The organism is Alphaproteobacteria bacterium, assembly GCA_015062495.1.
Classification (GTDB): domain Bacteria; phylum Pseudomonadota; class Alphaproteobacteria; order Rs-D84; family Rs-D84; genus Enterousia.
Map to the genome: position 1 here is coordinate 290,723 of SUUN01000001.1, position 22,886 is coordinate 313,608.

The following is a 22,886-nucleotide window of genomic DNA, read 5'->3' on the forward strand; positions in this document are numbered from 1 at the left end:
ACATTGTTAGTGGGTTTATTCATCTTGAAATACAGATAAAATGTATTATATTTATTGGGCTATGAAGAACTATATTTTACCTTTTCGTGATTTGGTTGTGTCGCCGGGACTGACTGTGCCGGTGTTGGTTGACAATCATATGTCTGTTAATTGTATAAAAACAGCTGCAAATGCAGGACATCAGCAATTGATTTTAGTGCCACAACACAGTTGGGCATACCCATCCAATGTTGATGACATATATACCATTGGAACAATTGGCGACGTGGTTCAGGTTCTGTCGATGCCAGATGGTGCGATTCACCTGTTGGTGCGGACAACGGATGCGGTTGCAATCAAAGATATTGAATTTAATGACGGTATATTTACAGGTGTTGCCGAACCGATTAAGATCGCCGATGATATGGATGCGGATCAAACGTTGCTGCTGCGTGATTTGTTGGCGGATAATATGCAGACGCTGGCAATGTCGACGCGTAAGTTCAAGATGGAAAAACTGCGCAATGTGATTGAAAATTATCCCCTGCCCGCGTTTGTGGACGCAGTTATTCAAACGGCAGATGTGGATACCGATACCGCAATCAAGGTATTGGCCGCAGGCAGTTGGGCGGAAAAACTGACCATTTTGTTAGAAGGCGTTAAATTCATGCTGGAAACAGTAAAAATCGAAGAATCGATTAACAAACGTATTCATCAGCAAATGGAAAACGGCCGACGTGATGCAATTTTACAGGAAAAAATGCGCGCCCTGCAAAAGGAAATGGGCGAAGACGACGGCGAGATTGATACTGCAAATATTCGCAAGCAAATTCTGAAATCTGCTATGCCGGCAGACGCCAAAGAAAAGGCCATGGCAGAATGGAAACGTATGCGTTCTATGTCGCCAATGTCGAATGAAGGCGGATTGCTGAAAACATATTTGGACGAACTGTTGGCGATGCCGTGGGGCAAGTCTGATAATGTCGAAATCGATTTAAAACGTGCACGTGAAGTATTGGACAGTGAACACTCGGGTATGGACGCGGTCAAGGAACGCATTCTGGAACATATCGCGGTTATGAAAAAAACAAAATCAAACCAGGGGTCTATTTTGTGCTTTGTTGGTGCGCCGGGTGTTGGGAAAACATCACTGGGAAAATCAATCGCGACAGCGTTGGGTCGCAAGTATCAGCGCATATCGTTGGGTGGCATTTCAGACGAAGCGCATTTCCGTGGTCATCGCAAGACATATATTGGCGCACAGACCGGCCGAATTATGGATGCACTGAAACGGTGCAAGACGAACAATCCGGTTATTGTGTTGGACGAAATCGATAAAATGGGGCGTGATTGGCGCGGCGATCCGGAATCTGCGTTGTTGGAAATTTTAGACCCAGAACAGAACAAGACATTCCGCGACCATTATTTAGAGGTGGACTTTGACCTGTCAAATGTGATGTTTATTGCGACGGCGAATAGTCTGAATATGTCAAATGCATTAAAAGACCGTATGGAAATTATCGAAATTCCGGGCTATTCAATGGATGACAAAGTCAAAATCGCCCGTGAACACTTGATTGGGCGCGCAGCACGCGACACAGGTTGGAATGTAGACGATATTGTTATGACGGATGATGCAATACGACATCTGATTCAGAACTATACATCCGAACAAGGTGTGCGCCAGGTGCAGCGTGAAATTACCGCGGTTCTGCGTCGGTCGTTGCTGGAAAATGACTGTGTAGATATCAAAACAGAATTTACACCAGAAAAAATCGATGAACTGTTATCGTTGCGAAAATCGGCAGGATTTTCCAAAAAGATTGGATTTGGGGTGCGGATATGATTTTAGTTATCAACACATCAGGCAAGGATCTAGAATTTGTATTGGGCGATAAATACAAATCTGTTGTGGCGGAAAAACAATCTGTCGCATTGCCCGCGGAATGCGAAAAGTTTATTGCCGAATGTGGCGCGACGTGGCGCGACATCAGTGCAATTGGTGTCGTCGTCGGGCCGGGCAGTTTTACTGGGATTCGACTGGGTATCGCATATGCCAAGGGGTTGGCGTTGGGACTGAATATACCGGTTGTTGGAATCAGCGCATTTGATCTGTATCTGGCGGCGACGCCTGATGCATTTGTTGCGATTGATTCAGGACGGGGGGATTTCTTTGTTGCAGCGAATGGATTGCCCCCGCAAACAATGGGAATCGAAGAATTGGAAACCAAACAAATGGAATGGGCGCGCACCGTTGGACATAAACCATTTGATTTAAAACTAGGGACACAGATTGTGGCACAAAAAATTGCAAATGATACTATTGCCCCCGTTGTGCCGATGTACCTGCGCCCCAGTTATGCAGAAGAAAATAAAAAAGGTAAATAATGACAAAAAATTTTTTAAAGCAGAACCAAGAAAGAATTGATACCGCAATTAACAATACACCTGTTAAGTACGCGGCCAGTTCTGGCAAAGATACAGATACTGTGGTGCATTGTTATTATCTGGACGCACAGGACGTATCTATATCCGCGTACGTGATGAAAAACAAAAAAAGTCACACTGTGTATAAGCATTTATTAAAGGTAACAATAAAGTCCAATACCGGCGATAAACGAAATGATTCCGTGTCACAGGATAACGGTCAGATTGCCAAGATGTTCTTTAATAAACTGTCGACAAAATATAGCGAACAAATTGCAAAAACCCAATTAAAGCATAACTGGGTTAACCAGGCGTTTGTTCACAAGCGCTGATAGAACAAGAGGTATGCCATGTCAGATGTGTTAACAAAAATGTTTATGAATCCAAAGCAAAGAACACTGTTTGATGCAGTCAACACAGGCCAGGTTCAGACACGTACAGGATATACATTGAATATGCGCGGCAGTTTTTCAACAACAACATTTTCCGCACAAACCGATATGGGCGTTATATGCGCAACATTTGCAAAACAGAATGCGTATGAAATGAAACCGAATGATTATTATACCGTTTCAATAATCAGCCGGGATGCTGTACATGGTGTATCAGCAGATGAATACAGCGGTATGTTTGCACGGGCAATGTATAACAAATTGAAAAAAAGATACGAACAGAGAAATTGTCGTGCTAGATAACCTGGCAAATCTTCACAAGTTGTGTTTCCCGCACAAACCATGGAGTGCGGATGAATTTGCGGACCTGAAAAAATCGGGCTGTGAAATTATAGCCAGTCAAAACGGATTTGTCGTTTATCGCGCAACATTGGACGAAGCCGAAATAATCACAATCGGCGTTCACCCCGACGCCCGACGGACAGGGATTGGTATCGCGCTTATCGGGGTGATGGAGGCAGACCTGAAAAAACAAGGCGTTAAACATATATTCCTGGAAGTTGCAGCAGATAATGCGCCCGCACGTGCGCTGTACGAACAGGTTGGTTTTGTTCAAGTTGGCGTGCGTCCAAAATACTATGACGGCATTGACGCCATTATGATGCGAAAGGATATATAATGAACTATGTCGGCAGCAGTGCATATGTTATCCAGGCGGCCCCCAGTTCCATGGGTGTGCAACGACCGTTTCGTTATGCTGATAAAATCGATTTGAACAAACCTGCACTGGTGGTGCTGGGTGGTGCGTTAACGACGACTGAACCTAAGGCGTTTGGATATATCGAACACCTGGCCAAGACGGTAAGAAATAAAGCCAATATAAATTTATATGCTGCGGTTTATAATTTTGGAACAATTGATCCTATGTTGGTGAAAGCAAACACGTTTCGGCGTGCAGGACGAAAAATGGCACTGGATATGGACGCAACGATTGCACGCCGCAAAGAACAGCAATTAAATGAAATCAATGCAGCCGAGCCAACACCAGGCTATGTCGAAGATCTGTATGAAATAATTATCGAACCGCGTATCGTTCGTGGCAACGCGGAACGAACGGCCATGAACATGGGCAATTTGATAATTTATTCGCATTGTCATGGCGCAATTATTGTTAACCATTTTACAAATATGGCCACGCAACAAATGAAAGACGCCGGATTCGACGATAATGCAATTCAGAAATGCTTGTCACACGTCGTTGTTATACAACATAATCCAACCGCGCCACTGGAAAATGCAAAATTTACAACGCTGAATTTTATGTCGGCGTCTGATGATACGTTGAATTATTTTGACACTTTTTCCAAGAACGTTTTACGACGCGATGATATTGCGCCTGCGTTTATGGGGGATGACTATGCCAATGTTTTTGTCGCAGGGAAATTAAACAAAACAAATGGTTCGGAACACGGGTTCAGTGTTGGATATCGCGATGATGGGTCAGATCTGACACAAAATGGAAAAATTATTTTTGGCGCAGAACAAAATGCGATAAACGCCGCCATAGACAATGCAATATCTGGGGCGTCATGTACAAATGTAGCGTCGATGGTTGCCAGTGATGAAATTGATATTCAACAATTACGCGCAAATGGTCGTGAACTGATGAAAAAATTTAGTCGTTAAGTACGAAATCTAAAACACGTGGGTCAAAAATTACATCGCGCGGTCGCAGGGGCGCAGATATATGCATGTCGGCACTGCGTCGTGTGCGCGATAACGCAACATAGACCTGGCCGTGGGTGAATGCACCACGCGAAATATCAACCACAACAGCATCCAATGTTTTGCCCTGGGCGCGATGAATTGTCATGGCATAGCCCAGCATTAATGGGAACTGTTTATAGGCGCCAACCTCGTTTTCAACAAGGCGTTCGTTTTCATCGCGCGAATATTCGATTTTTGCCCATTTATCTGGCTTTACCGACACCAGTTCACGTGAATCAGACAACAACTGGACAACTATTTCACGCGCAGACAAACTGCGCACCAGGCCCATCGAACCGTTGTGCCATTTATCACCATTTTTTACAAAAACAACCAATGCACCAACCTTTAATTCCAGTGCCAGGGGGGCGGGCACATCACGTTCAGAAAAATTCCCAGACAGCACACCATTATACACAACCGGTGTTTCATTTATCTGGGCCAGGCGCGTTGCATTTATCCGTTCGGCAACCGCACGAAATGGTGTAATGATTACTGCGTTTGCGCGACGCGCATCGTCGTCAATTTTGCATGAATTAAAGTATTCCAAACTGCGTGTGTTATTGTTACGCAATTGCACCAGGTTTTCCAACAATGGCAAATCACTTTGGCGATACACAAAATCAAAATTGAATTTTATAAAATTTGCGCGACTGTACACATGGCTGTCAAAAAAATATGCGTTGGGATGGCCGTATTCTGTTTCATAATACTGGGTCGCGTCACGTGTGATAACAGGTGGTAACTGAAATAAATCACCAATGGCAACGACCTGGATTCCGCCAAAGGGTTCGTTGTTGTGACGCGCCCATCGCGCCAATATGTCAATTGCATCCAGTAAATCTGGCGCAACCATCGATATTTCATCAATAATTAAAACATCCGTCGCCGCCAAGATATTGCGTGGCTTGGCCTTTAACTTCAAAAATTCAGGCATTATGAAATCGCGGGGCTGAATCTGAAACAGCGAATGTATCGTTTGTCCACCAACGTTTAATGCGGACACCGCCGTTGGACACGCACAGACAATACGCTTTTTCGACGCGCTTTTCAGATAGTTCACAAATGTCGATTTGCCCGTTCCCGCCGGCCCTAATATTAACAGGTTTGAATTAGTACGTTCAATTGCATCAAATGCAGATAACTGGGTCGCGTTCAAAATGGGTTTTACATTTTCCAGCATTGGCTATTTCACACAATCAGGGGTATAAAAATTCGTTATACCGCAATCACATGCCAATCGTTCGGCAACATCAAAGCGACGCCCAATCTGGTCAGAACTGTGCGCATCGTCGGATATTAAAACAGGAATATTGTTTTTGGCGACTGTGCGCAAAATACGCGCCGATGGATACGGTTCGGATTCCAGACCAGTATTGATTTCAATCGCAGCGTTATTCTGGGCCAAAACTTCGATGGCGCGTTGTTCCCGGTCAATCCATTTCTGTTCTGTGCCCAGACCAACCTTTTTCGGCAAATCCAGATGTGCCAACCAGGTAAATAAACCAGATGCGGCGGCCGCACCAATGTTTTGCCAGTATTGCGCCAACATTTCATCACGCGCGTCTGCGTCTGCGTTTGACATATCGTGAACATTACACAGTACACCACCGTATTCCACAAAATGACACGAACCGATTATATAATCGGGCTTTAAAATGCGCATGGCGCGTTCAAAATCACGATGCCATGTTGGGGTATTAAAAAAGTCCACTTCTAATCCACGCAGAACGCGTATGTTGGCATTGGCGGCAATCTGGGTCAATTCCGCATAGTGCGGAACAAACAAATCCAGGATATCATCCAACGACGAGTTATAGATGTTTTTATATCCACGCGCGACCGCAAATGGATAGAATTTCGCATCTTGGATATCGGGATGCAGAATAAAATGATTTGATATGCCAATCGCACGCATCCCCAGTTCCGTGGCGCGCGCAATCATGTCGGCGGGACGGCTGCGACCATCAAACCCGATTGTATGCGTGTGAAGCGTGAATTTTTGTGTCATCAGAACTTAACCTGTGGGGCTTTCTTTTCTGTTTCATCAATTTCAAACATTTTTTCAGGCAAAATGCCAAACATGCGCGCAACAATGTTTGATGGGAATTGTTCAATCTGGGTGTTCAGTGCCATTACAACCGTGTTATAAAACTGGCGCGATGCCTGAATCTTGGTTTCTGTGTCCGTCAGTTCACGCTGTAATTCGATAAAATTCTGGTTTGCTTTTAAATCAGGGTATGATTCTGCGACCGCAAACAGGCTTTTTAATGTCTGGGTTAATTTATTCTGGGCGTCCGCAGATGTTGGACCATTTGCCGCCATTGCCGCATTGCGGGCCGATGTCACCGCAGACAATGTTTCAGATTCGTGTTTGGCCGCACCGCGCACGGTTTCAACCAGATTAGGAATTAAATCATATCGACGCTTTAACTGGGTATCAACCGTTGCCCAGGCTTCGCGTGCTTGGTTTCGGCGCGCAACCAACCCATTATACACCGCGATAACATATAACAACAATAATGCGATTACTGCGATTGTGGTCCACATGATTTTTTCTCCTTTGGTTTATTTTTAATTCTATACATTGTTTAATAAAAAAGCAACATCGTCTGGGGTTGGGGTGTGATTGATGATGATATCAGGATTATACTGGGTGCGAAACCAGGTGCGCTGGCGTTTGGCATATTGATTCGTGCGCGTTATCCAGTTCTGAATACATTGGGATTCTGTGATTTCGCCACGGATAAATTTGCACAATTGTGATGCGCCAATTGCGCGGTTTTCATCCCAGCCAGAATCGATGACCGATTGCGCCTCGTCAAGCGCACCAGACGACAGCATCAGCGGGATACGCGCGGCGATACGTTCCCGTAAAGCATTAGAATCAGGATTAATTAAAACGCGTTTCGCGTGTGGGATAACCGCGCCGGCGCGGGGCATATTCTGAAATTCTGTAATATGGTGGCCGGTGGTGAAAAAAACCTCTAATGCGCGGGCGACGCGTTGTGGGTCGGTCGCGGTAAATTCCGGCGGTAATAATTTGCGGGCGGCGTCAATATCGGTTGCCACCAATTCACGCGCACGTGTACGCGCATCATCTGAGACATCTGGCATTGGTGAAATACCATGAATCAACGCGTTTATGTAATAGCCTGTGCCACCAACAAATATTGGTGTGCGCCCCGCAGCAATGGCGGCATCGTATTCACGACGCGCCATGTCCAGGTATTCAGACACAGAAATTTGTTCGGACAAAGGCAATATTGAAAACAGACGATATGGAACGCCATCAATTTCGTCAAAAGTGTCACGGCCGACAAAAGGACTGGCCGAAATGGACTCAATCCCGCGATAGATTTGGACACTGTCGCAATTTATGATTGTGCCATTTATTTGGCATGCCAATTCATGGGCAAAATCTGATTTACCCGACGCAGTTGGACCTGTGATTATATATGCGTTTGCATTCATTTGTATCGATTATAGTCAAGATGTCCCAAATGTAAATAAAATATTGTAATTTTATCCCGCGGGGTCTATGATGAATCCGTCCAATTAAACAAACGAAAGGAAATAATTATGTCAAAATTAAGAGTAGCAATTAATGGTTTTGGGCGCATCGGACGCTTGGTATTGCGGGCGGCACTGGAATCGGGACGCGAAGATATTGAATTTGTGGCGGTTAATGATCTGGCACCGGCGGAACAGAATGCGTATCTGTTAAAGTATGATTCTGTGCATGGGAATTTGCCGATGGAAGTAAAACTGGATGGGGAATACATTTTGGTTGGTAATCAGAAAATCAAATGTATTGCGGAACGCGATCCGTCAAAACTGCCATGGGGCGAATTGAATATCGATGTTGTCATGGAATGTACGGGTATCTTTACCGCCGCAGACAAGGCACGTGTACATATTGACGCAGGCGCGAAACGCGTATTGGTATCTGCACCATCAACGGGGGCGGACAAGACAATCGTATTCGGTGTAAACCAGGATACATTAACCCCAGATGACATTATCGTTTCAAATGCATCATGTACGACAAACTGTCTGGCCCCGGTGGTCAAGGTTCTGAATGAAAAATTCGGCGTTGTGTCGGGATGGATGACGACCGTTCATGCGTACACAGGTGACCAGCAATTGCTGGATAAAAACCACAAAGATTTCCGGCGTGCACGTGCGGCAAACCTGTCGATGATTCCGACCAGCACCGGCGCGGCCAAGGCAATTGGTTTGGTGTTGCCGGAACTGGCGGGTAAATTAGACGGTATGGCAATTCGCGTTCCAACACCAGATGTATCGGTTGTGGAATTGGTTGTTAATCTGGAACACGATGCGACGGTCGAAGAAATCAACAACGCGATGCGCGCAGCCGAATCCAAGACATTTGGTTATAACGAATTGCCATTGGTATCAATTGACTTTACACATGATGCGCACAGCTCTATATTCGATGCCAGCCAGACCAAGGTTCTGGGGGATAAATTGGCGCACGTGACCGCGTGGTATGATAACGAATGGGGTTTTTCAAACCGTATGTGCGATACCGCCGTCGCGATGGGCAAATTGATTAAGTAAAAAATCCCGCCAAATGGCGGGATTTTTAGTACATGCATACACCATTGGCAGATATTGTAAATTTTCCAGACGCGTCATAATATGTACCAGCGGGCAGATAACATGCGGCAGAATCAGTAGCCGCACTTATAAGCGTTGGGCCCGCAGTTGTTGCAGTGGCAGCGGTTGTTAGGGTGCTGTCCGTATAAACACCTGTGGTGGCACATGCGCGACAGCCGGCGCCGATTGCGCTGCTGCTGATGGCGACATAGCCCTGGTTGCAATATACGTTGGCTTGTTCCATGCCGCCGGGGCACGTTGCGTTGCCGGGACACGCGTTGCAACCACCGTTGGCATCGCTGCTGTTATCATATGCACGGTCGGTCGCGCTGTAATATCCAGCATTGCAACGATAGGTAGTTGACGCGTTACACGTGTTGGTGACTGTGGACCATTGACGCGTTATCCAGTTTTGAATTTTGCCGTAACTGGCGCTGGGTTCGTTATCACTGCTGCACAACGTTTTCATTAACGCAACACAATTATCCGCGCTGTATCCAGCAGTGATACATGCACATACTGATATATCATCTGCTACTATACTATACTCGCATGAAGAACCTGAGATACTGGAACTGAGGCACGGTTTGTTACAGTTTGTTTTGCAAGCAGACAATGCCGCGGTGTATTGATTTTTTGTGCATGTTATATCAGCACTGTTCCATGCGTGCGCAGATGTGCATACACAGGATATTGCAGCGATGGATAACAAAAGTTTATTAGTCATGATTTTCCTTCCCTTTTTTGGTTTTGTTAAAAAGAAACCGCCAAAGGCATGGCGGTCGGGGATTAGAAAAATCATAATAGTGAATGACCCTGCGATTTTCGGGCATGCCCTGTTGTATAATCGCAGACCCCCGACCGATTTATTTCCAGTCGGGAATAAAAAACATACGGCGGCCACAAACAGTCGCCGACGTTTCATTCGTCGGATTCAATGCGCAATATCGCGCATCGCACTATTACGGGATTTTCTAGGTCCCTGAGCCAACATCCCTGTTGATTCAGTACCATTATAAGACAACAGAATAAAAAACACAAATGCTTAGTTTGGATAAGGATTATTGGGCATTAGCGGGTGGAAAAATAAAAAAACAGTCACCCTCCTGGCGCACTGACGTGCGCTATCCCCCCGCCAAGGGCGGTGGACATTCAATAAGAGACAGGAATACCGCGACAAATAAAAGTTTAGTGGTTAGTGTAAGGGCAAGTGTTTAGTGAATGTGTGCGGCGTTTGCCGCACATTATAGTGCCACCACTAACCACTGGCACTAACCACTTACACTTATACCCACCCTGGCACTGTGTGCCATCCCACCACAGGATGGGAATTAGAAATCCCCCATTTGGGGGATTTTTATTTGTCATCCATTTGGGGGATTATTACTGTGTCGTTATAGTGCGACAGGAATCGTGTGCCGGTGGCACAATATATTTTCTGTAATGAATCCTTGTATTCCTGGACCGCGGAAACCCAGCGATCTTCGATATCCTGTTGTGCGCCCTGGTATCCGGCAAACGCCCCCATGCCACCACCAATGCCCGCGCCGGTCAGCGTGCCCTTCATACGCGCCTTGTTCGACAGGTCAATGATGCCGCCATCTTCGGAATCTTGGTACAGCGGGACAAAGCCACCATCCTGAAGTGTGCGTTTTTTGGTTGTATTGTCCAGATTTGCAGCAACACCACGGCCAGTGCGACCGACCACTTCGCGTGTGCCAAAGCGCGAAACAAATTTAGACCAATCAGATTTTTTCCAGCCCATGCCCTTGTCTTCGACATTGACGACCATGGCCGGGGTGCGGTTGTTAATTATGCTGACATCGCCGTTCAATTTAATCCAGACATTGTCGCAGTTGCCGTTATATGTTTCCATCTTGTTATTCTGATAACAAAACTTTTCGGTTGAGGTTTGAATTAAATTGTTCGTTCCCTGTTGATATATGGTTTCGATGTCCATTTTTTGACCGGTTGAACGGTTGGTTTGGGAAAAAACCTGCCGTTTTTCGTCTTGGCCATCGGCATTTTTAACCGTTATTTCCGATGTCCAGCCCGCAATTGTGGCATTTTGGATATTTAAATCTTTGTATTCACACGTTTCTGTGCCATTTGCGTCAGTTTTACACACCTTGAAATCACTGGGGTTCTGGGCGGAAATGTATGGCGTGCCGTCAAGTTTGTCATACTGTTCCAAATACCCCCACAGGCATTGTGTATCGCGGCCGTCGACGGTACAGGCCTCAATCCGCAGGACAGAATCGCCCGTCGCGACGATATTGCCAACAACCGCGCCCGCCGCCGCATTTACACCGGTGGATAAAATCGTGTCGCCGGCAACCTTGCCTGTATAGGCGTTGCCCGCCATTAATGCCGCACCACCCAGCGCGCCGATAATCGTGCTGTTGGTTTTAGCCTTGCCCCCGCCCAGGATGCCATCATGTCCCGGTTCGGGCGCACCCGCCATATTACCACCCAGGCCACCCAAAATCGCGCCGGCCGCAATCTTGAACCCGGCATTTTGTTTTTGTTCGGCGTTCATAATTTCAATAACGTCATCAATGGTTGGTTGGGCGTCTGCGGGAAATTCTATTTCGCCCGCCGCGGGCAGCCATGCCCCCTCGGGAAAATGGGAAATATTACATTCAACCACATCGCCCGCCGCCAGATTTGCGCGCGCCAAAATCGCATCAGAACCGTTTAACCCCGCACCAATCGCGCGCATTTCAACGACCGCCGTACATGTCGATGCGCCGCCCGCGCCATTGCCAACCGTTGGGCGCGACCACGCAAATTCACCATCTGGATATATCATAGAGCACTGTTCCAATTTTGCCATATTTTCGGCCGCATTTGCGTCGCCAGTGCGAATACTGTTCGACATTGCGGCGTTCGATACCGGAATCGGTGTATCCGCAGGAATTGGGTTTACCGCAGCAGCGACGGTGGCCGTATTTGCCGCGGCATTATAGCGCATATCGTTAACCTGCTGATAACCCTGGGCATTGTTGCGCGACATATTTCCAACGCGAATCCCCGCAGATGCCATACAAGGCGCCAATGTGGCCAGCAAAGAATAAAAAAGAAACGAATTTGCACGCATAAAAAATCCCCCCATACCAATAAATCAACACAACCGGGCATGTGCCCGGATGTGTATTATATCCTAGAACTGTAATCGCAGGCGCACCCCAAGATCAACCATCCCCAGGCGTCCACTTTCGTACCAATTTGTATAGTGGAATACGCTGTCATATGGGGCTTGGTATTCGCCGTCGGGTGTGCCAGAACCGTCACCCAGCCATTCAATCTGACTTAACACAATGCTGCCGGATGTTTTAACCTTGCCCAGGTTAGCATAGCGGACAAAGAAGTCCATTTTGATACCGCCCTCTAATTCCGTGGTAAGGCCACCTTCTAGCATAAAGGCAAGTTGTTCGTTTGTGCCACCATTGTGATATGCATAGATATCAGAAATCCCAGTCAATTGGCCAGCATAGGCATATTCTGGATTTAAAATATTATAAAATGTATTATCGTATATGACATAGTCAGCAATCGTATTTAATGCCATACCGACACCCGCGCCAATATATGGACGCAAAGAACCGCCCGCCAGATATCCTGTAAATGAATCAATATTATAGTATATATTCAGCATCGTCACATTGGATGTGATTGCACCACCATCAACCTGGGCTGGGGTATCGGTTGGTGTCAAACTGGCATCGGCGGGAACGTCCACCGAATTGGGATATGAAATGCCAGAATATCTGAGATACGAAAAATCAACACGAACATCGTTGTTAATGGCCGCGCCAACAGAAATCTGTAATGGGATTACATTGTCAGACGCAAAATCCGCACCATAAAACGCGCCAGGCACAGTATATGAATCTTCTTCGCCGATATAGTCAGCCTTGATATTACCCATCAGGGACGCGGTATAACCAACAGACAGCCCGACATACAACCCACTGTCCGCCAGGCGATCATAATCAGCCGGTTGATAATATTGACGACCCGCCACCGTTTGTGCAGATCCCACACGTGGCAACGCACCGGTCACACGTGTCGGTTGGGCCGCAGCAACGGTATTATAACCCGCCGGCACATATCCATTTGTTGAAACAACACGACTGTTTGCCGATGGCAAATACATCATTTGACCATTTGCCCCAGTCGCCTGATACGTCGGATACGCAGGATATGCGGCGTCGCCCACCAGTGGCACACCCAACAGAATACCAGCAAAAACGGCAGAAATGCTTATTTTTTTCATGCCTTTCCCATCTTTCTTTCGTTTTATTATATCATTTTCGCAGGTGGCGGGCAAGTACTTATCAACAAAAAATCCCCCAACCGGGGGATTTTTTATTTGGGTATCATATTTAAAACCATTTCCATGGTTGAAAAACCTTTAACAGGCCCATTGCGGTGCGTTTGTCGGCATAGGTATGACCACAACGTGGACAAACATTGAATGGTTTGATGATGGCCTTGGCCCGGCCAAAAACCAAATGCCACAGATAAATACCCAATGCCCATGCCGCAATCACCAATCCCCATGCGACATAGCCAAAATATGTATCAACCGTGTTTGTTATAACTGTTATTGTTGTGATATCCGATTTTGACAGGTCGTTGTATATTTTTGTCGTAACCGGCCAGGTCGACGGACGCCACGGATAAACATGTGAAATACCATAATCCGTTAACAATGTAGTCCCCAATCCACCCGACGATTTATCCAGCGCAGATTTAATTGCAGCGTCCAGCATGGTATCCACTTCGGCCTGGGCAACACGGGTTAAATCTGTTTTTATCTTGTCCAGTTGCTGGTTTACACGGGCGGCGGTTTGGTCAACGTCGGCAATCGCATCGTTTGTTTTGGCGATTCCTTTGTCCACTTCGGCGACGGCACGATCCACACCATCAGTTTTAGCACCAAACATCTTGGCCAAACCGGTTATTTTTTTCACACCAGACGTTGTCCGGGACGCTTCTTCGGTTTTCTGTTTGGCGGCGGCGGTTGTGTCGGTCACTTTGTCCACGGCGTTTTCGGCCAGTTTTACCTTGTCCAATGCGATGGCAATCGGTTTTTCCAGATTTACTGCATCGGCGACCCCATCCAGCAACGCTTCGTATTGTTTTACAATGCCACGCTGCAAGTCATAGAACATTGACACAACAATGGATTTTTTTATCGGTCCAGAATATGTGTTTTTTACATGCAATGGAAACCATATCAACAGCGCAAACCAAATTATAGTAAATATAGTTATGAACGTTTTTACGCCACGAACCAGCGATTTCTTTTTCGCGACGGTTTTTGCGCCGCCCATGTCAATGACTTCGATTTGTTTTTTCTGTCTGGCCATAAAAAAACTCCTTTACATTATGTAAAAGAGTTTAAACGATTATTGCCTGATATTGCAATTACTTTTCTGCGTTACCCGTATAATTTTTAATAAATTCTGATTTAAATTCGGCAAAGCGGCCCTGCTCTATTGATTCGCGGATGTTGCGCATTAAATCCTGGTAAAACCACAGGTTGTGCTGGGTCAGCAATGTTGCCCCCAAGATTTCATTGCACTTAATCAAGTGATGAATATATGCGCGCGACAGTTTACATGCCGGGCATCCACACTTATCATCCAATGGGCGCGAATCATCACGAAAACGCGCGTTGCGCATATTCATTGTACCAAAACGTGTAAATGCCTGGGCGGTGCGGCCTGCGCGCGTCGGCATTACACAATCAAACATATCAATTCCACGTTCAACCGCACCCAAAATATCCAGTGGCGTACCAACACCCATTAAATAGCGCGGTTTGTCCGCCGGCAACAGTGGTGTTGTGGTTGCAATCATATCGAACATAACACTTTGTGGTTCACCAACCGCCAAACCGCCAACTGCATAACCATCAAAACCAATTTCGGTCAGGGCGCGCGCGGATTTTTCGCGCAGGTCTGGGAAGTCTGCACCCTGGACAATACCAAATATGCCATAGCCCGGACGGTCAATAAAGGCATCTTTGCTGCGGCGCGCCCAGCGGGTAACCATATCAACATTTTTTTCAACGCGTTCGCGCGGGGCGGGTAATTTTAAGCATTCGTCCAAGACCATTGTAATATTCGAATCCAACTGGTGCTGGATATGAACAGAATCTTCGGGGCGCAAGAAATGTTTTTTCCCGCCGTCAAAGTGTGATGTGAATTGGACGCCTTCTTCGCTCATTTTGGTCAGGGTCGAAAGACTCATTACCTGGAAACCACCACTGTCGGTTAAAATTGGGCCGTGCCAGCCACCGAATTTGTGCAGACCGCCCATCTGTTCCACCAAATCACCCCCCGGGCGCATCATCAGGTGATATGTATTGCCCAAGATAACCTGGGTGCCGGTGGCGGCAACCTGGTCCATGGTCAGGGCCTTGACCGTGGCGGCAGTTCCCACCGCCATAAAAGCGGGCGTTTGAAAAGTACCGTGTGCCGTTTCAACCGCGCCACGGCGGGCGTTACCATCGGTTGCAATCAAATTAAATTTTAATGCCATTGTAAAATCCCTATCGTGTACGCGCGTTCGCCATTGCAATTTGCATTTGTTGGGTATGTGCCTGGTACTGGGCCTGCATCTGGGTCAGCAGGCGTTGCATTTCAACAACATTGCGCCCCAATGTAAATGTCAGTTCAGACAGTTTGTCATTATTGTCGCGTGCGCGGTCCAGTTGTGCTTCTAGCCTGGCAACACGTTTTTGTAACGCAGCGTATTCTTTTTGTTGTTGTTTAAATGATTTATCATCTTTCAGCGCGCTGCCGTTGCGATTGATAAATTTACCAATTGCATTTTGTGCCATACGTGATTTTAACAGCATACTGCCATATTTAAGGGTTGCTTTTTTCCCAGCCCGCGTTCCCAGGAAACGTTTTAATACCCGTGGATTTGCCAACACTCGTAACCATGCCGCCATTAGTTTACCTCCCCCATTTGTAATTCTTTTCTAAACAACAAACAACAATCGCCGTAACTGAAAAAACGATATTTTTCCGCGACTGCGTGCGAATACGCATTTTTCATTTCTGGCAATCCCGCAAATGCGGACACCAACATAAACAATGTTGATTTTGGCAAATGAAAATTCGTCAGCAATACATCCACCGCCCGAAACTGATACCCAGGTGTGATAAATATTCGTGTATTTCGACAAAACGGCGCGACACGGCGGTATTTAGCGGGCGCACTGTTGTACCTTGCCGCACTTTCCAGCAATCGCAAAGACGTTGTTCCCACCGCAATAACACGTGTGGCATTGTTGATAATTTCAGCCTGGGATTCTGTGATGCGCCCCCATTCGCTGTGCATCTTGTGTTGGGATATATCTTCGACCTTGACCGGCATCCAGGTGCCTGCGCCAACGTGTAATGTAATATTTACAATTTTTGCACCGCGCGCACGGATTTCGTCCAATAATTCAGGCGTAAAGTGCAGACCCGCCGTCGGCGCCGCCATCGACCCCAGGGGCTGGGAATATACGGTCTGATAACGTTCACGGTCGGCAATTTCCGCATCGCGCTTCATATACGGGGGCAGCGGAATTTTACCAACGCGTTCCAGTGTTTCAAACACATCATCGCACAAGAATTTTAGTTTCAGACCACTGTCCATATTCTGGGAAACAACCGCGACCTGGGTGCCATCATCCAAAGATAACAGACGGCCCGGCTTTAATTTTGTAAATTTTTTACACAATCCCCACCAACATCCATCCTTGGTCGCGGTGTGCAGTGTGATTTCGTGTTTGCCGTCCGCCATAAAACGCGCCGGTATTACACGCGAATTGTTAAATACAACAACATCACCCGGGTGCAATATATCCAGAAAATCACGAATATGTTTATCGACGATGGTATCGCCACTGACCACCAGCATGCGTGATGCATCACGTTGCGCCAGTGGATGCGACGCAATCAAATCATTCGGCAGTTCAAAATCAAAATCAGATAATGTCAACATGGTTTTACTTCTTAAACTCCAGCCCCTGGTCAATATAGTTTTCGGCGCGTTCTTCCCAATCGGGTTCAACACGCACAAACAGGTGCAGGCGCGCATTTACACCCCACTGGTCCTGGATATCATGACGGGCGGCCGTGCCGATGCGTTTTAATTGTTCCCCGCCGCGACCGACAACAATCTTTTTATGGGCGTCACTGCGAACCGCAATCTTTTGATAAATGTCCAACACACCATCGGGCGCGACATCCACGCGTTCGGTTACAACGTTGATATGGTATGGCAATTCCTGGTGAATATATTTATAAATCTTTTCACGTGTTAATTCCGACAGATACAGTTCATCAGGCACATCGGGCGCGTCGGTGGCATCAAACAGGTATGGGGATTGGGGCATCACATCCGCCAATGCCGTCAGCATTTTTTCAATACCATCATTTTTCAGTGCCGAAATCATAAATATTTCACGCCACGGCGCCAGGGTTGATATTTCAGCCACCATGGGCAACAAATCTAGTTTTGCGATTGCGTCAACCTTGTTCAGGGCGACAAAGATATTTGGTCGATCGGCAATTTTTTCCGCCAGGGCACGAATTGTTTCGGTTATCCCCTTTTGCGCATCAATCAGCAACAGTACCGCATCCGCATCAGATACCGCGTCCATAGCGGCGGCAACCATTGCACGATCCAGGCGACGCGACGGCTTGAAAACACCGGGGGTATCGACAAAAATCAACTGACGCGCCCCAACCATTTTTACGGCGCGCAGACGGGTGCGTGTGGTCTGAACCTTGTGCGAGACAATGGACACCTTGCGTCCCATGATTTGATTTAACAATGTACTTTTGCCCGCATTGGTCGGGCCAATAATGGCAACAAAGCCGGAATATGTTTTTTCTGTCATGATGAAAACCATAGCACACCAAAATCAAAAGTAAATAAAAAACCTTGCAAAACAGCGCAGTTTTGTACAGAATATTCGCGTAGGCGGGGCAACGTAGAAAGGATACTAAATATGCAATTGACCGGACCTGAAATCCTGCGCCGGATGCAGGAAAAAGATAAACCAGATATTATTATTAAACCTTTTGATATACGATGCCTGGGGTCAAACAGTTATGATTTGCACCTGGCCGATACACTGCGCGTATATAAACACACAATCCCCAAAGGTATGAAGCCCGCCATTGAATACAAGGGCAGTACCGGCATGCACCATATGCGCGATTGGTTTTATGATACACAAAAAAATCCTGTTATGGGTGACTGTGATTTTGAGCCACATTATTATTTAGACTATCTGAAACATCCAGAAAAATATGACATTCGCAATCCACGATATCTGATTGACCCAACAAACACGACACACCACGAAACAATTGATATTAAGATTCCTGAACGTGGTCTGGTTTTATCACCGGATGTTGGATACCTGGGGTCAACGGTCGAATATACGGAAACGCGCAATCTGTTCCCGTATATTGACGGGAAATCCAGTGTCGGACGCAATTTTATATTAAATCACCATACCGCGGGACGTGGGGATGACGGGTTCTGTGGCGAATGGACATTGGAAATTCGCGTTTTGTACCCAACGGTTGTTTATCCATATATGCGAATTGGCCAGATTTACTATGAACAATTCGAAGGGGAACGTATGCCGTATGACAAAAACCCACACAGCCATTATAATTGCCAACGTGGGCCGACCGCCGCAGCGATTATACCAATTGATACATTCTTGAAAGAAAAGCAAAAATAAAAATTTCCCCGGCGTTGGATGCCCCGCCATGGGAATGGAAATAAAAAAATCCCCCGTTTGGGGGATTTTTATTTGTCTGTTGCCGTGCAACAATTAAACGACCGACAAGCGGTCGTTAAATTTCTGGTGGGGACACAGGGACTGTATATTCCCATGTTCGTTGCACTCCATGGGCCCCTTTCACTACGTAAGGTTCAAACGGCGCATATGCTTGTTTTCACCAACTGGCGTTCCGAAACCTTTTACGGGTTCTCGTCCGTGCGCCATACAAAAATTAAACGACCGGCAAGCGGTCGTTGAATTTCTGGTGGGGACACAGGGACTGTATATTCCCATGTTTGCTTTCGCTCCATGGGCCCCTTTCACTACGTAAGGTTCAAACGGCGCATATGCTTGTTTTCACCAACTGGCGTTCCGAACCCTTTTACGGGTTCTCGTCCGTGCGCCATACAAAAATTAAACGACCGGCAAGCGGTCGTTAAATTTCTGGTGGGGACACAGGGACTCGAACCCTGGACCCAATGATTAAAAGTCATTTGCTCTACCAACTGAGCTATGTCCCCAAAACCGGACCTGGAAAGGGAGAACGCAAGGTTCTGTTTCCAAGGTACGGGGGCAATTTTGACATATAAAAATATAAAATGCAAGAAAAAATACAAAAAAATGAATTATTTTTTCTGGGGGGATACATCTGTATCTGATAAATGCTGGGCCAGGTTTATTGCCGCCACACTGTCCGAATCCAGCCAATCCAAAATGCGCCCCATCATAGATTCTGTATATTTGGCGGACAGGTGTCTGTTTTTACGAAATTTATTTTCGTTAATAAAATGTGTCATATCACGCGCCAATCCCGCCAGGATTTGCGCCTGTTCGGTATTCAAAACCGGCGATTGGCCGTTGCGATACAACAGATTGTCCAGGTCGCTGTGATATTCCTGAAATTTATCCAATATGCGTGGTGTTATTTTTATGCGTTTGGTAATTTCTGGGGCGCGCCAAATCAACATTCGGTTCAGGTTTTCAGTGGTCAATTTTCCCCGCACACCCATTGATTCGCGCAGCAAAACAATGATATTTAACATCAGCACGTTTAATTTATCCGTCATACTGTTAATCATTGTACGTTTCATCTGGTTGGCGATGCGCGAATTGGTATAATCGTACAGCAAAAACACCAACGGTATTGATAACAACGACGCAGATACATTAATTACCAAATCGCGAATATTCGCGTTTGGCGCGTTGTCAATCGCGCCTGTGTACAGTATTATCCCGCCTGCAATCGACATTAAATATGGCAAGGATTTTAACAAGAACGTGCGAACATGTATTTTCATGTTCATATTATTGCATAATGCATAACGTAATATACACAGGAATCAATTCCGCGACTAAACTACGTCATCATTTGCGGGTCGCAAAGTCTTGCTGATACGGATATTTGGGTTGTTTTCAATGCCACAGCGGTCACGAATAAACAATAACGCCCAAAAGCCAATGCCAACCAATATTGCGCCCAGTATTAAAACGCTGTATCGCCAACTGCCCATCGTTCCGCCCAGGCCAATCAACAGGCATGTAAACACATAGATTATATTATCGCCAATACTGTACAGCGATAAAATTACGGCGCGATATGATTGGGGCAAAAAGTCCTGAAATCGCGAATACAATAAAACATACAATCCTGCGAACAATACATACGATGCACCCAACAGCCACAGTCCCGCCACAGAATAAAATATTCCGAACAAAACGTATCCCATACCCGCCACGCAAATTATGGAAAACAAAATCCAGTCTGGAATTTTTTGGAATCTGTATGCAAATGTTTGTCCCAACACGGTGCATCCCAAAATAAAGAATTGGACAATTCCGACAAACGCCACCGGCAACCCAATTTCTACACCAATTGGGCTTAAATAGTCATCCAGATAGCAAATATTACTGACCAACAATGTTAACATCATCATTAAAAATATACACGGTGTACGAATACAAATCCGTGTGCCCGTCTTAAACAACGTCATAAATCGCGTCTTGCGTACGTGCCTACGCCCACTGCGCAGATGTGCGCGCGGTTTGATTCGCAACAAAAACACCACAGACAGCATCAAAATCGCAACAGAAATATATGTAATCCATTCATATCCTGCAAACATCAGCAATGAACCAAACGCAGACAATGCGCCACCTGCCGCCACAACGTTTGATCGCGCACCCAGAACGCGTGCATAAATATCATGATGCCGCCGGGCGCGCAATTCGTCATACAGCATGCCTTCAAACGCGACATTCCAAAATGCCGTTTGTACGCCCCATAAAAACATTCCCAATGCGAAACCCAGGTATGTTGGGCATATCAACCATAATATAAACGCCACCGCTTTTAATCCTTGGGCAAAAACCATAGCGTATCTTTGGCCCAGTTTATTTGTCATCCATGTAACAGGTATTTGCGTCATAAACGTTCCGACCGACAAAATAATAAACAGCGATGATAACTGCATGTCTGACATGCCGTGTTCCTGCATAAAAATTGCATACACCGGCGACAACAGCATCAGCTTATTAAAAAATGAAAACGCATAAATATTCGTCAGAAAACGACGCAAAGACGACTTCTTTTTCATATTCCTTACCCATACACTATGAGATTATAATCATTTTTTATGAAAAAGCCCAGTCTAAAATCACCTGTGTGTGACACATTGTTTGCGCATAAATACCATCGCCCACACCCCCAGGGTTATCATCAAGCCACCCAGTATAAATATACTGTATCGCCAACTGCCCAATGTCGCGCCCAATCCAACAATGCCACATACAATCATATACAGGATATAGTTTACCGTTGTGTATAATGACAGCACAACGGAACGATGACGTGGTGGAATCATATGCTGAAACCGGGAATACATTAATGTATATATCCCATAAAACAGCATATATGCAACACCCATCATCCACAATGCTGCCGGGGTATAATCCACGCCAAATCCAATGAACGCAATCCCAACAACCCCAATCAGAATATACAACAGCATTTCTGAGATATTTGCGAATTTATACGCAAATCGTTGACCAATTGTTGCGCACCCCAATAAAAACAACGGCACAATTCCAACGTATTCGGTCGGAATTCCAATCTGCAATCCAATCGGACTTAAAAAATCGTCCAGGTATGGGATATTTATAATTAACAATGTTAACATCATAACGGACATCAGGCACGGCGTTTTTAGTGCTATCTTGACCCCTGTGCGCATCAATTTACGCATCGGAACAGACTTTGCTGTGGCGGTCGGTGTTGTCGGTCGATATGGCACGGCAATTAAGCAAATCATAGAAATCAATATTGCCGCAACCGATGCCCAGGTTACCCAATCATACCCCATAAACATCAGCAATGAACCAAACGCAGACAGTGCCGTCCCAACAGATTCATACGTTGATTTTCGCCCCAGAATACGCGAATATTCGCGCTGTTTTCCGTACGCGGATACGGAATCGTATACCAGACCTTCGAACGCGACACTGCGAAAACCGGCCTGGACACCCCACAGGAACATCCCCACCACAAATCCGGCATATATTGGCAACGCCAACCATAATAAAATTGCAAATGCCTTTAAAATTTGGCCGATAATCATAGACCAACGTTGGCCCACGCGATTTGTAATGTATGTGATTGGTGCCTGGCCCAGAATTGTGCCCAGGGCCGATATAATAAACATTGTTGACAATTGCAAATCGGTCAGCCCATTGGCCTGCATAAAAATCGCATAGACAGGTGTCAGCAATAAAAACTTGTTAAAAAATGAAAATCCGTACAGGGATGCCAGCAATCTTGTCATAACGCCTTTCCTTTTGGAAAAAAGTATAATCAAAAAACGATAAAAAAGTACAGTAAATATTGAAAA

At 46.0% G+C, this 22,886-nt stretch carries 23 protein-coding genes and 1 tRNA gene; 8 read left to right on the plus strand and 16 right to left on the minus strand.

Going from position 1 to position 22,886, the window contains the following annotated elements; genetic code table 11:
- Positions 1 to 40: 40 nt before the first annotated feature.
- The 6 genes from E7008_01425 to E7008_01450 are packed head-to-tail and all read left to right on the plus strand — an operon-like array spanning position 41 to position 4,484.
- Positions 41 to 1,825: an AAA family ATPase gene (locus E7008_01425; protein ID MBE6456585.1), complete on the plus strand. Its 1,785-nt coding sequence runs from the start codon at positions 41 to 43 to the stop codon at positions 1,823 to 1,825.
- On the plus strand, positions 1,822 to 2,367 hold the full coding sequence (gene tsaB / locus E7008_01430) for a tRNA (adenosine(37)-N6)-threonylcarbamoyltransferase complex dimerization subunit type 1 TsaB (protein MBE6456586.1): 546 nt from the start codon (positions 1,822 to 1,824) through the stop codon (positions 2,365 to 2,367). Before E7008_01425 ends, tsaB begins: the two co-directional genes overlap by 4 nt.
- A complete protein-coding gene (locus E7008_01435; GenBank protein ID MBE6456587.1) occupies positions 2,367 to 2,738 on the plus strand; it encodes a hypothetical protein in 372 nt (123 codons plus the stop codon). The genes tsaB and E7008_01435 overlap by 1 nt, the downstream gene beginning before the upstream one ends.
- Positions 2,739 to 2,756: 18 nt before the next feature.
- On the plus strand, positions 2,757 to 3,101 hold the full coding sequence (locus E7008_01440; protein ID MBE6456588.1) for a hypothetical protein: 345 nt from the start codon (positions 2,757 to 2,759) through the stop codon (positions 3,099 to 3,101).
- Positions 3,085 to 3,477 (plus strand): ribosomal-protein-alanine N-acetyltransferase, encoded by a 393-nt coding sequence (gene rimI, locus E7008_01445; GenBank protein MBE6456589.1) that lies wholly within the window; start codon positions 3,085 to 3,087, stop codon positions 3,475 to 3,477. Before E7008_01440 ends, rimI begins: the two co-directional genes overlap by 17 nt.
- Positions 3,477 to 4,484, plus strand: coding sequence for a hypothetical protein (locus E7008_01450; GenBank protein ID MBE6456590.1), 1,008 nt, complete (start codon positions 3,477 to 3,479; stop codon positions 4,482 to 4,484). Before rimI ends, E7008_01450 begins: the two co-directional genes overlap by 1 nt.
- Here E7008_01450 and E7008_01455 read toward each other — a convergent pair.
- From E7008_01455 to miaA, 4 genes are read right to left on the minus strand one after another with little or no spacing between them, the layout of a single operon-like run.
- Positions 4,474 to 5,748, minus strand: a complete 1,275-nt coding sequence (locus E7008_01455) for a hypothetical protein (GenBank protein MBE6456591.1) — start codon at positions 5,746 to 5,748, stop codon at positions 4,474 to 4,476. The two genes, E7008_01450 and E7008_01455, sit on opposite strands and share 11 nt — an antisense overlap.
- A 3-nt stretch (positions 5,749 to 5,751) precedes the next feature.
- Entirely contained in the window at positions 5,752 to 6,576 is an 825-nt protein-coding gene (locus E7008_01460) for a PHP domain-containing protein (GenBank protein MBE6456592.1), read from the minus strand.
- Complete coding sequence (locus tag E7008_01465) at positions 6,576 to 7,118, minus strand: LemA family protein (protein MBE6456593.1); 543 nt, start codon at positions 7,116 to 7,118, stop codon at positions 6,576 to 6,578. The genes E7008_01460 and E7008_01465 overlap by 1 nt, the downstream gene beginning before the upstream one ends.
- Before the next feature lie 27 nt (positions 7,119 to 7,145).
- Positions 7,146 to 8,039 (minus strand): tRNA (adenosine(37)-N6)-dimethylallyltransferase MiaA, encoded by an 894-nt coding sequence (gene miaA / locus E7008_01470; protein MBE6456594.1) that lies wholly within the window; start codon positions 8,037 to 8,039, stop codon positions 7,146 to 7,148.
- Between the two features lie 108 nt (positions 8,040 to 8,147).
- Between miaA and gap the strand changes: the two genes are divergently transcribed.
- Positions 8,148 to 9,149: a type I glyceraldehyde-3-phosphate dehydrogenase gene (gene gap, locus E7008_01475; protein ID MBE6456595.1), complete on the plus strand. Its 1,002-nt coding sequence runs from the start codon at positions 8,148 to 8,150 to the stop codon at positions 9,147 to 9,149.
- A gap of 25 nt (positions 9,150 to 9,174) precedes the next feature.
- On the opposite strand, the gene E7008_01480 is transcribed toward gap, so the two are convergent.
- The 8 genes from E7008_01480 to E7008_01515 all read right to left on the minus strand — a co-directional run bounded on the left by E7008_01480 (position 9,175) and on the right by E7008_01515 (position 18,114).
- Entirely contained in the window at positions 9,175 to 9,915 is a 741-nt protein-coding gene (locus tag E7008_01480; protein ID MBE6456596.1) for a hypothetical protein, read from the minus strand.
- 630 nt (positions 9,916 to 10,545) lie between these two features.
- On the minus strand, positions 10,546 to 12,288 hold the full coding sequence (locus tag E7008_01485) for a hypothetical protein (GenBank protein MBE6456597.1): 1,743 nt from the start codon (positions 12,286 to 12,288) through the stop codon (positions 10,546 to 10,548).
- A gap of 63 nt (positions 12,289 to 12,351) precedes the next feature.
- Positions 12,352 to 13,467 (minus strand): hypothetical protein, encoded by a 1,116-nt coding sequence (locus E7008_01490; protein MBE6456598.1) that lies wholly within the window; start codon positions 13,465 to 13,467, stop codon positions 12,352 to 12,354.
- A gap of 109 nt (positions 13,468 to 13,576) precedes the next feature.
- Positions 13,577 to 14,566, minus strand: coding sequence for a hypothetical protein (locus E7008_01495; GenBank protein ID MBE6456599.1), 990 nt, complete (start codon positions 14,564 to 14,566; stop codon positions 13,577 to 13,579).
- Between the two features lie 58 nt (positions 14,567 to 14,624).
- The gene (tgt, locus tag E7008_01500; GenBank protein MBE6456600.1) at positions 14,625 to 15,743 is read right to left on the minus strand and encodes a tRNA guanosine(34) transglycosylase Tgt; all 1,119 of its coding nucleotides are present in this window, start codon (positions 15,741 to 15,743) and stop codon (positions 14,625 to 14,627) included.
- Positions 15,744 to 15,753: 10 nt separating this feature from the next.
- Positions 15,754 to 16,158, minus strand: a complete 405-nt coding sequence (locus tag E7008_01505) for a hypothetical protein (protein MBE6456601.1) — start codon at positions 16,156 to 16,158, stop codon at positions 15,754 to 15,756.
- Entirely contained in the window at positions 16,158 to 17,198 is a 1,041-nt protein-coding gene (queA, locus tag E7008_01510) for a tRNA preQ1(34) S-adenosylmethionine ribosyltransferase-isomerase QueA (GenBank protein ID MBE6456602.1), read from the minus strand. Before queA ends, E7008_01505 begins: the two co-directional genes overlap by 1 nt.
- A gap of 7 nt (positions 17,199 to 17,205) precedes the next feature.
- On the minus strand, positions 17,206 to 18,114 hold the full coding sequence (locus E7008_01515; GenBank protein ID MBE6456603.1) for a GTPase Era: 909 nt from the start codon (positions 18,112 to 18,114) through the stop codon (positions 17,206 to 17,208).
- Between the two features lie 99 nt (positions 18,115 to 18,213).
- Between E7008_01515 and E7008_01520 the strand changes: the two genes are divergently transcribed.
- A complete protein-coding gene (locus tag E7008_01520; GenBank protein ID MBE6456604.1) occupies positions 18,214 to 18,960 on the plus strand; it encodes a hypothetical protein in 747 nt (248 codons plus the stop codon).
- 487 nt (positions 18,961 to 19,447) lie between these two features.
- Here the strand turns inward: E7008_01520 and E7008_01525 are convergent.
- From E7008_01525 to E7008_01540, 4 genes are all read right to left on the minus strand, one after another.
- A tRNA-Lys gene (locus tag E7008_01525) sits at positions 19,448 to 19,523 on the minus strand.
- Between the two features lie 105 nt (positions 19,524 to 19,628).
- Positions 19,629 to 20,300: a hypothetical protein gene (locus tag E7008_01530; GenBank protein MBE6456605.1), complete on the minus strand. Its 672-nt coding sequence runs from the start codon at positions 20,298 to 20,300 to the stop codon at positions 19,629 to 19,631.
- A 54-nt stretch (positions 20,301 to 20,354) separates the two neighbouring features.
- Complete coding sequence (locus E7008_01535) at positions 20,355 to 21,596, minus strand: MFS transporter (GenBank protein MBE6456606.1); 1,242 nt, start codon at positions 21,594 to 21,596, stop codon at positions 20,355 to 20,357.
- 60 nt (positions 21,597 to 21,656) lie between these two features.
- Positions 21,657 to 22,820: an MFS transporter gene (locus E7008_01540; protein MBE6456607.1), complete on the minus strand. Its 1,164-nt coding sequence runs from the start codon at positions 22,818 to 22,820 to the stop codon at positions 21,657 to 21,659.
- Positions 22,821 to 22,886 lie beyond the last annotated feature (66 nt).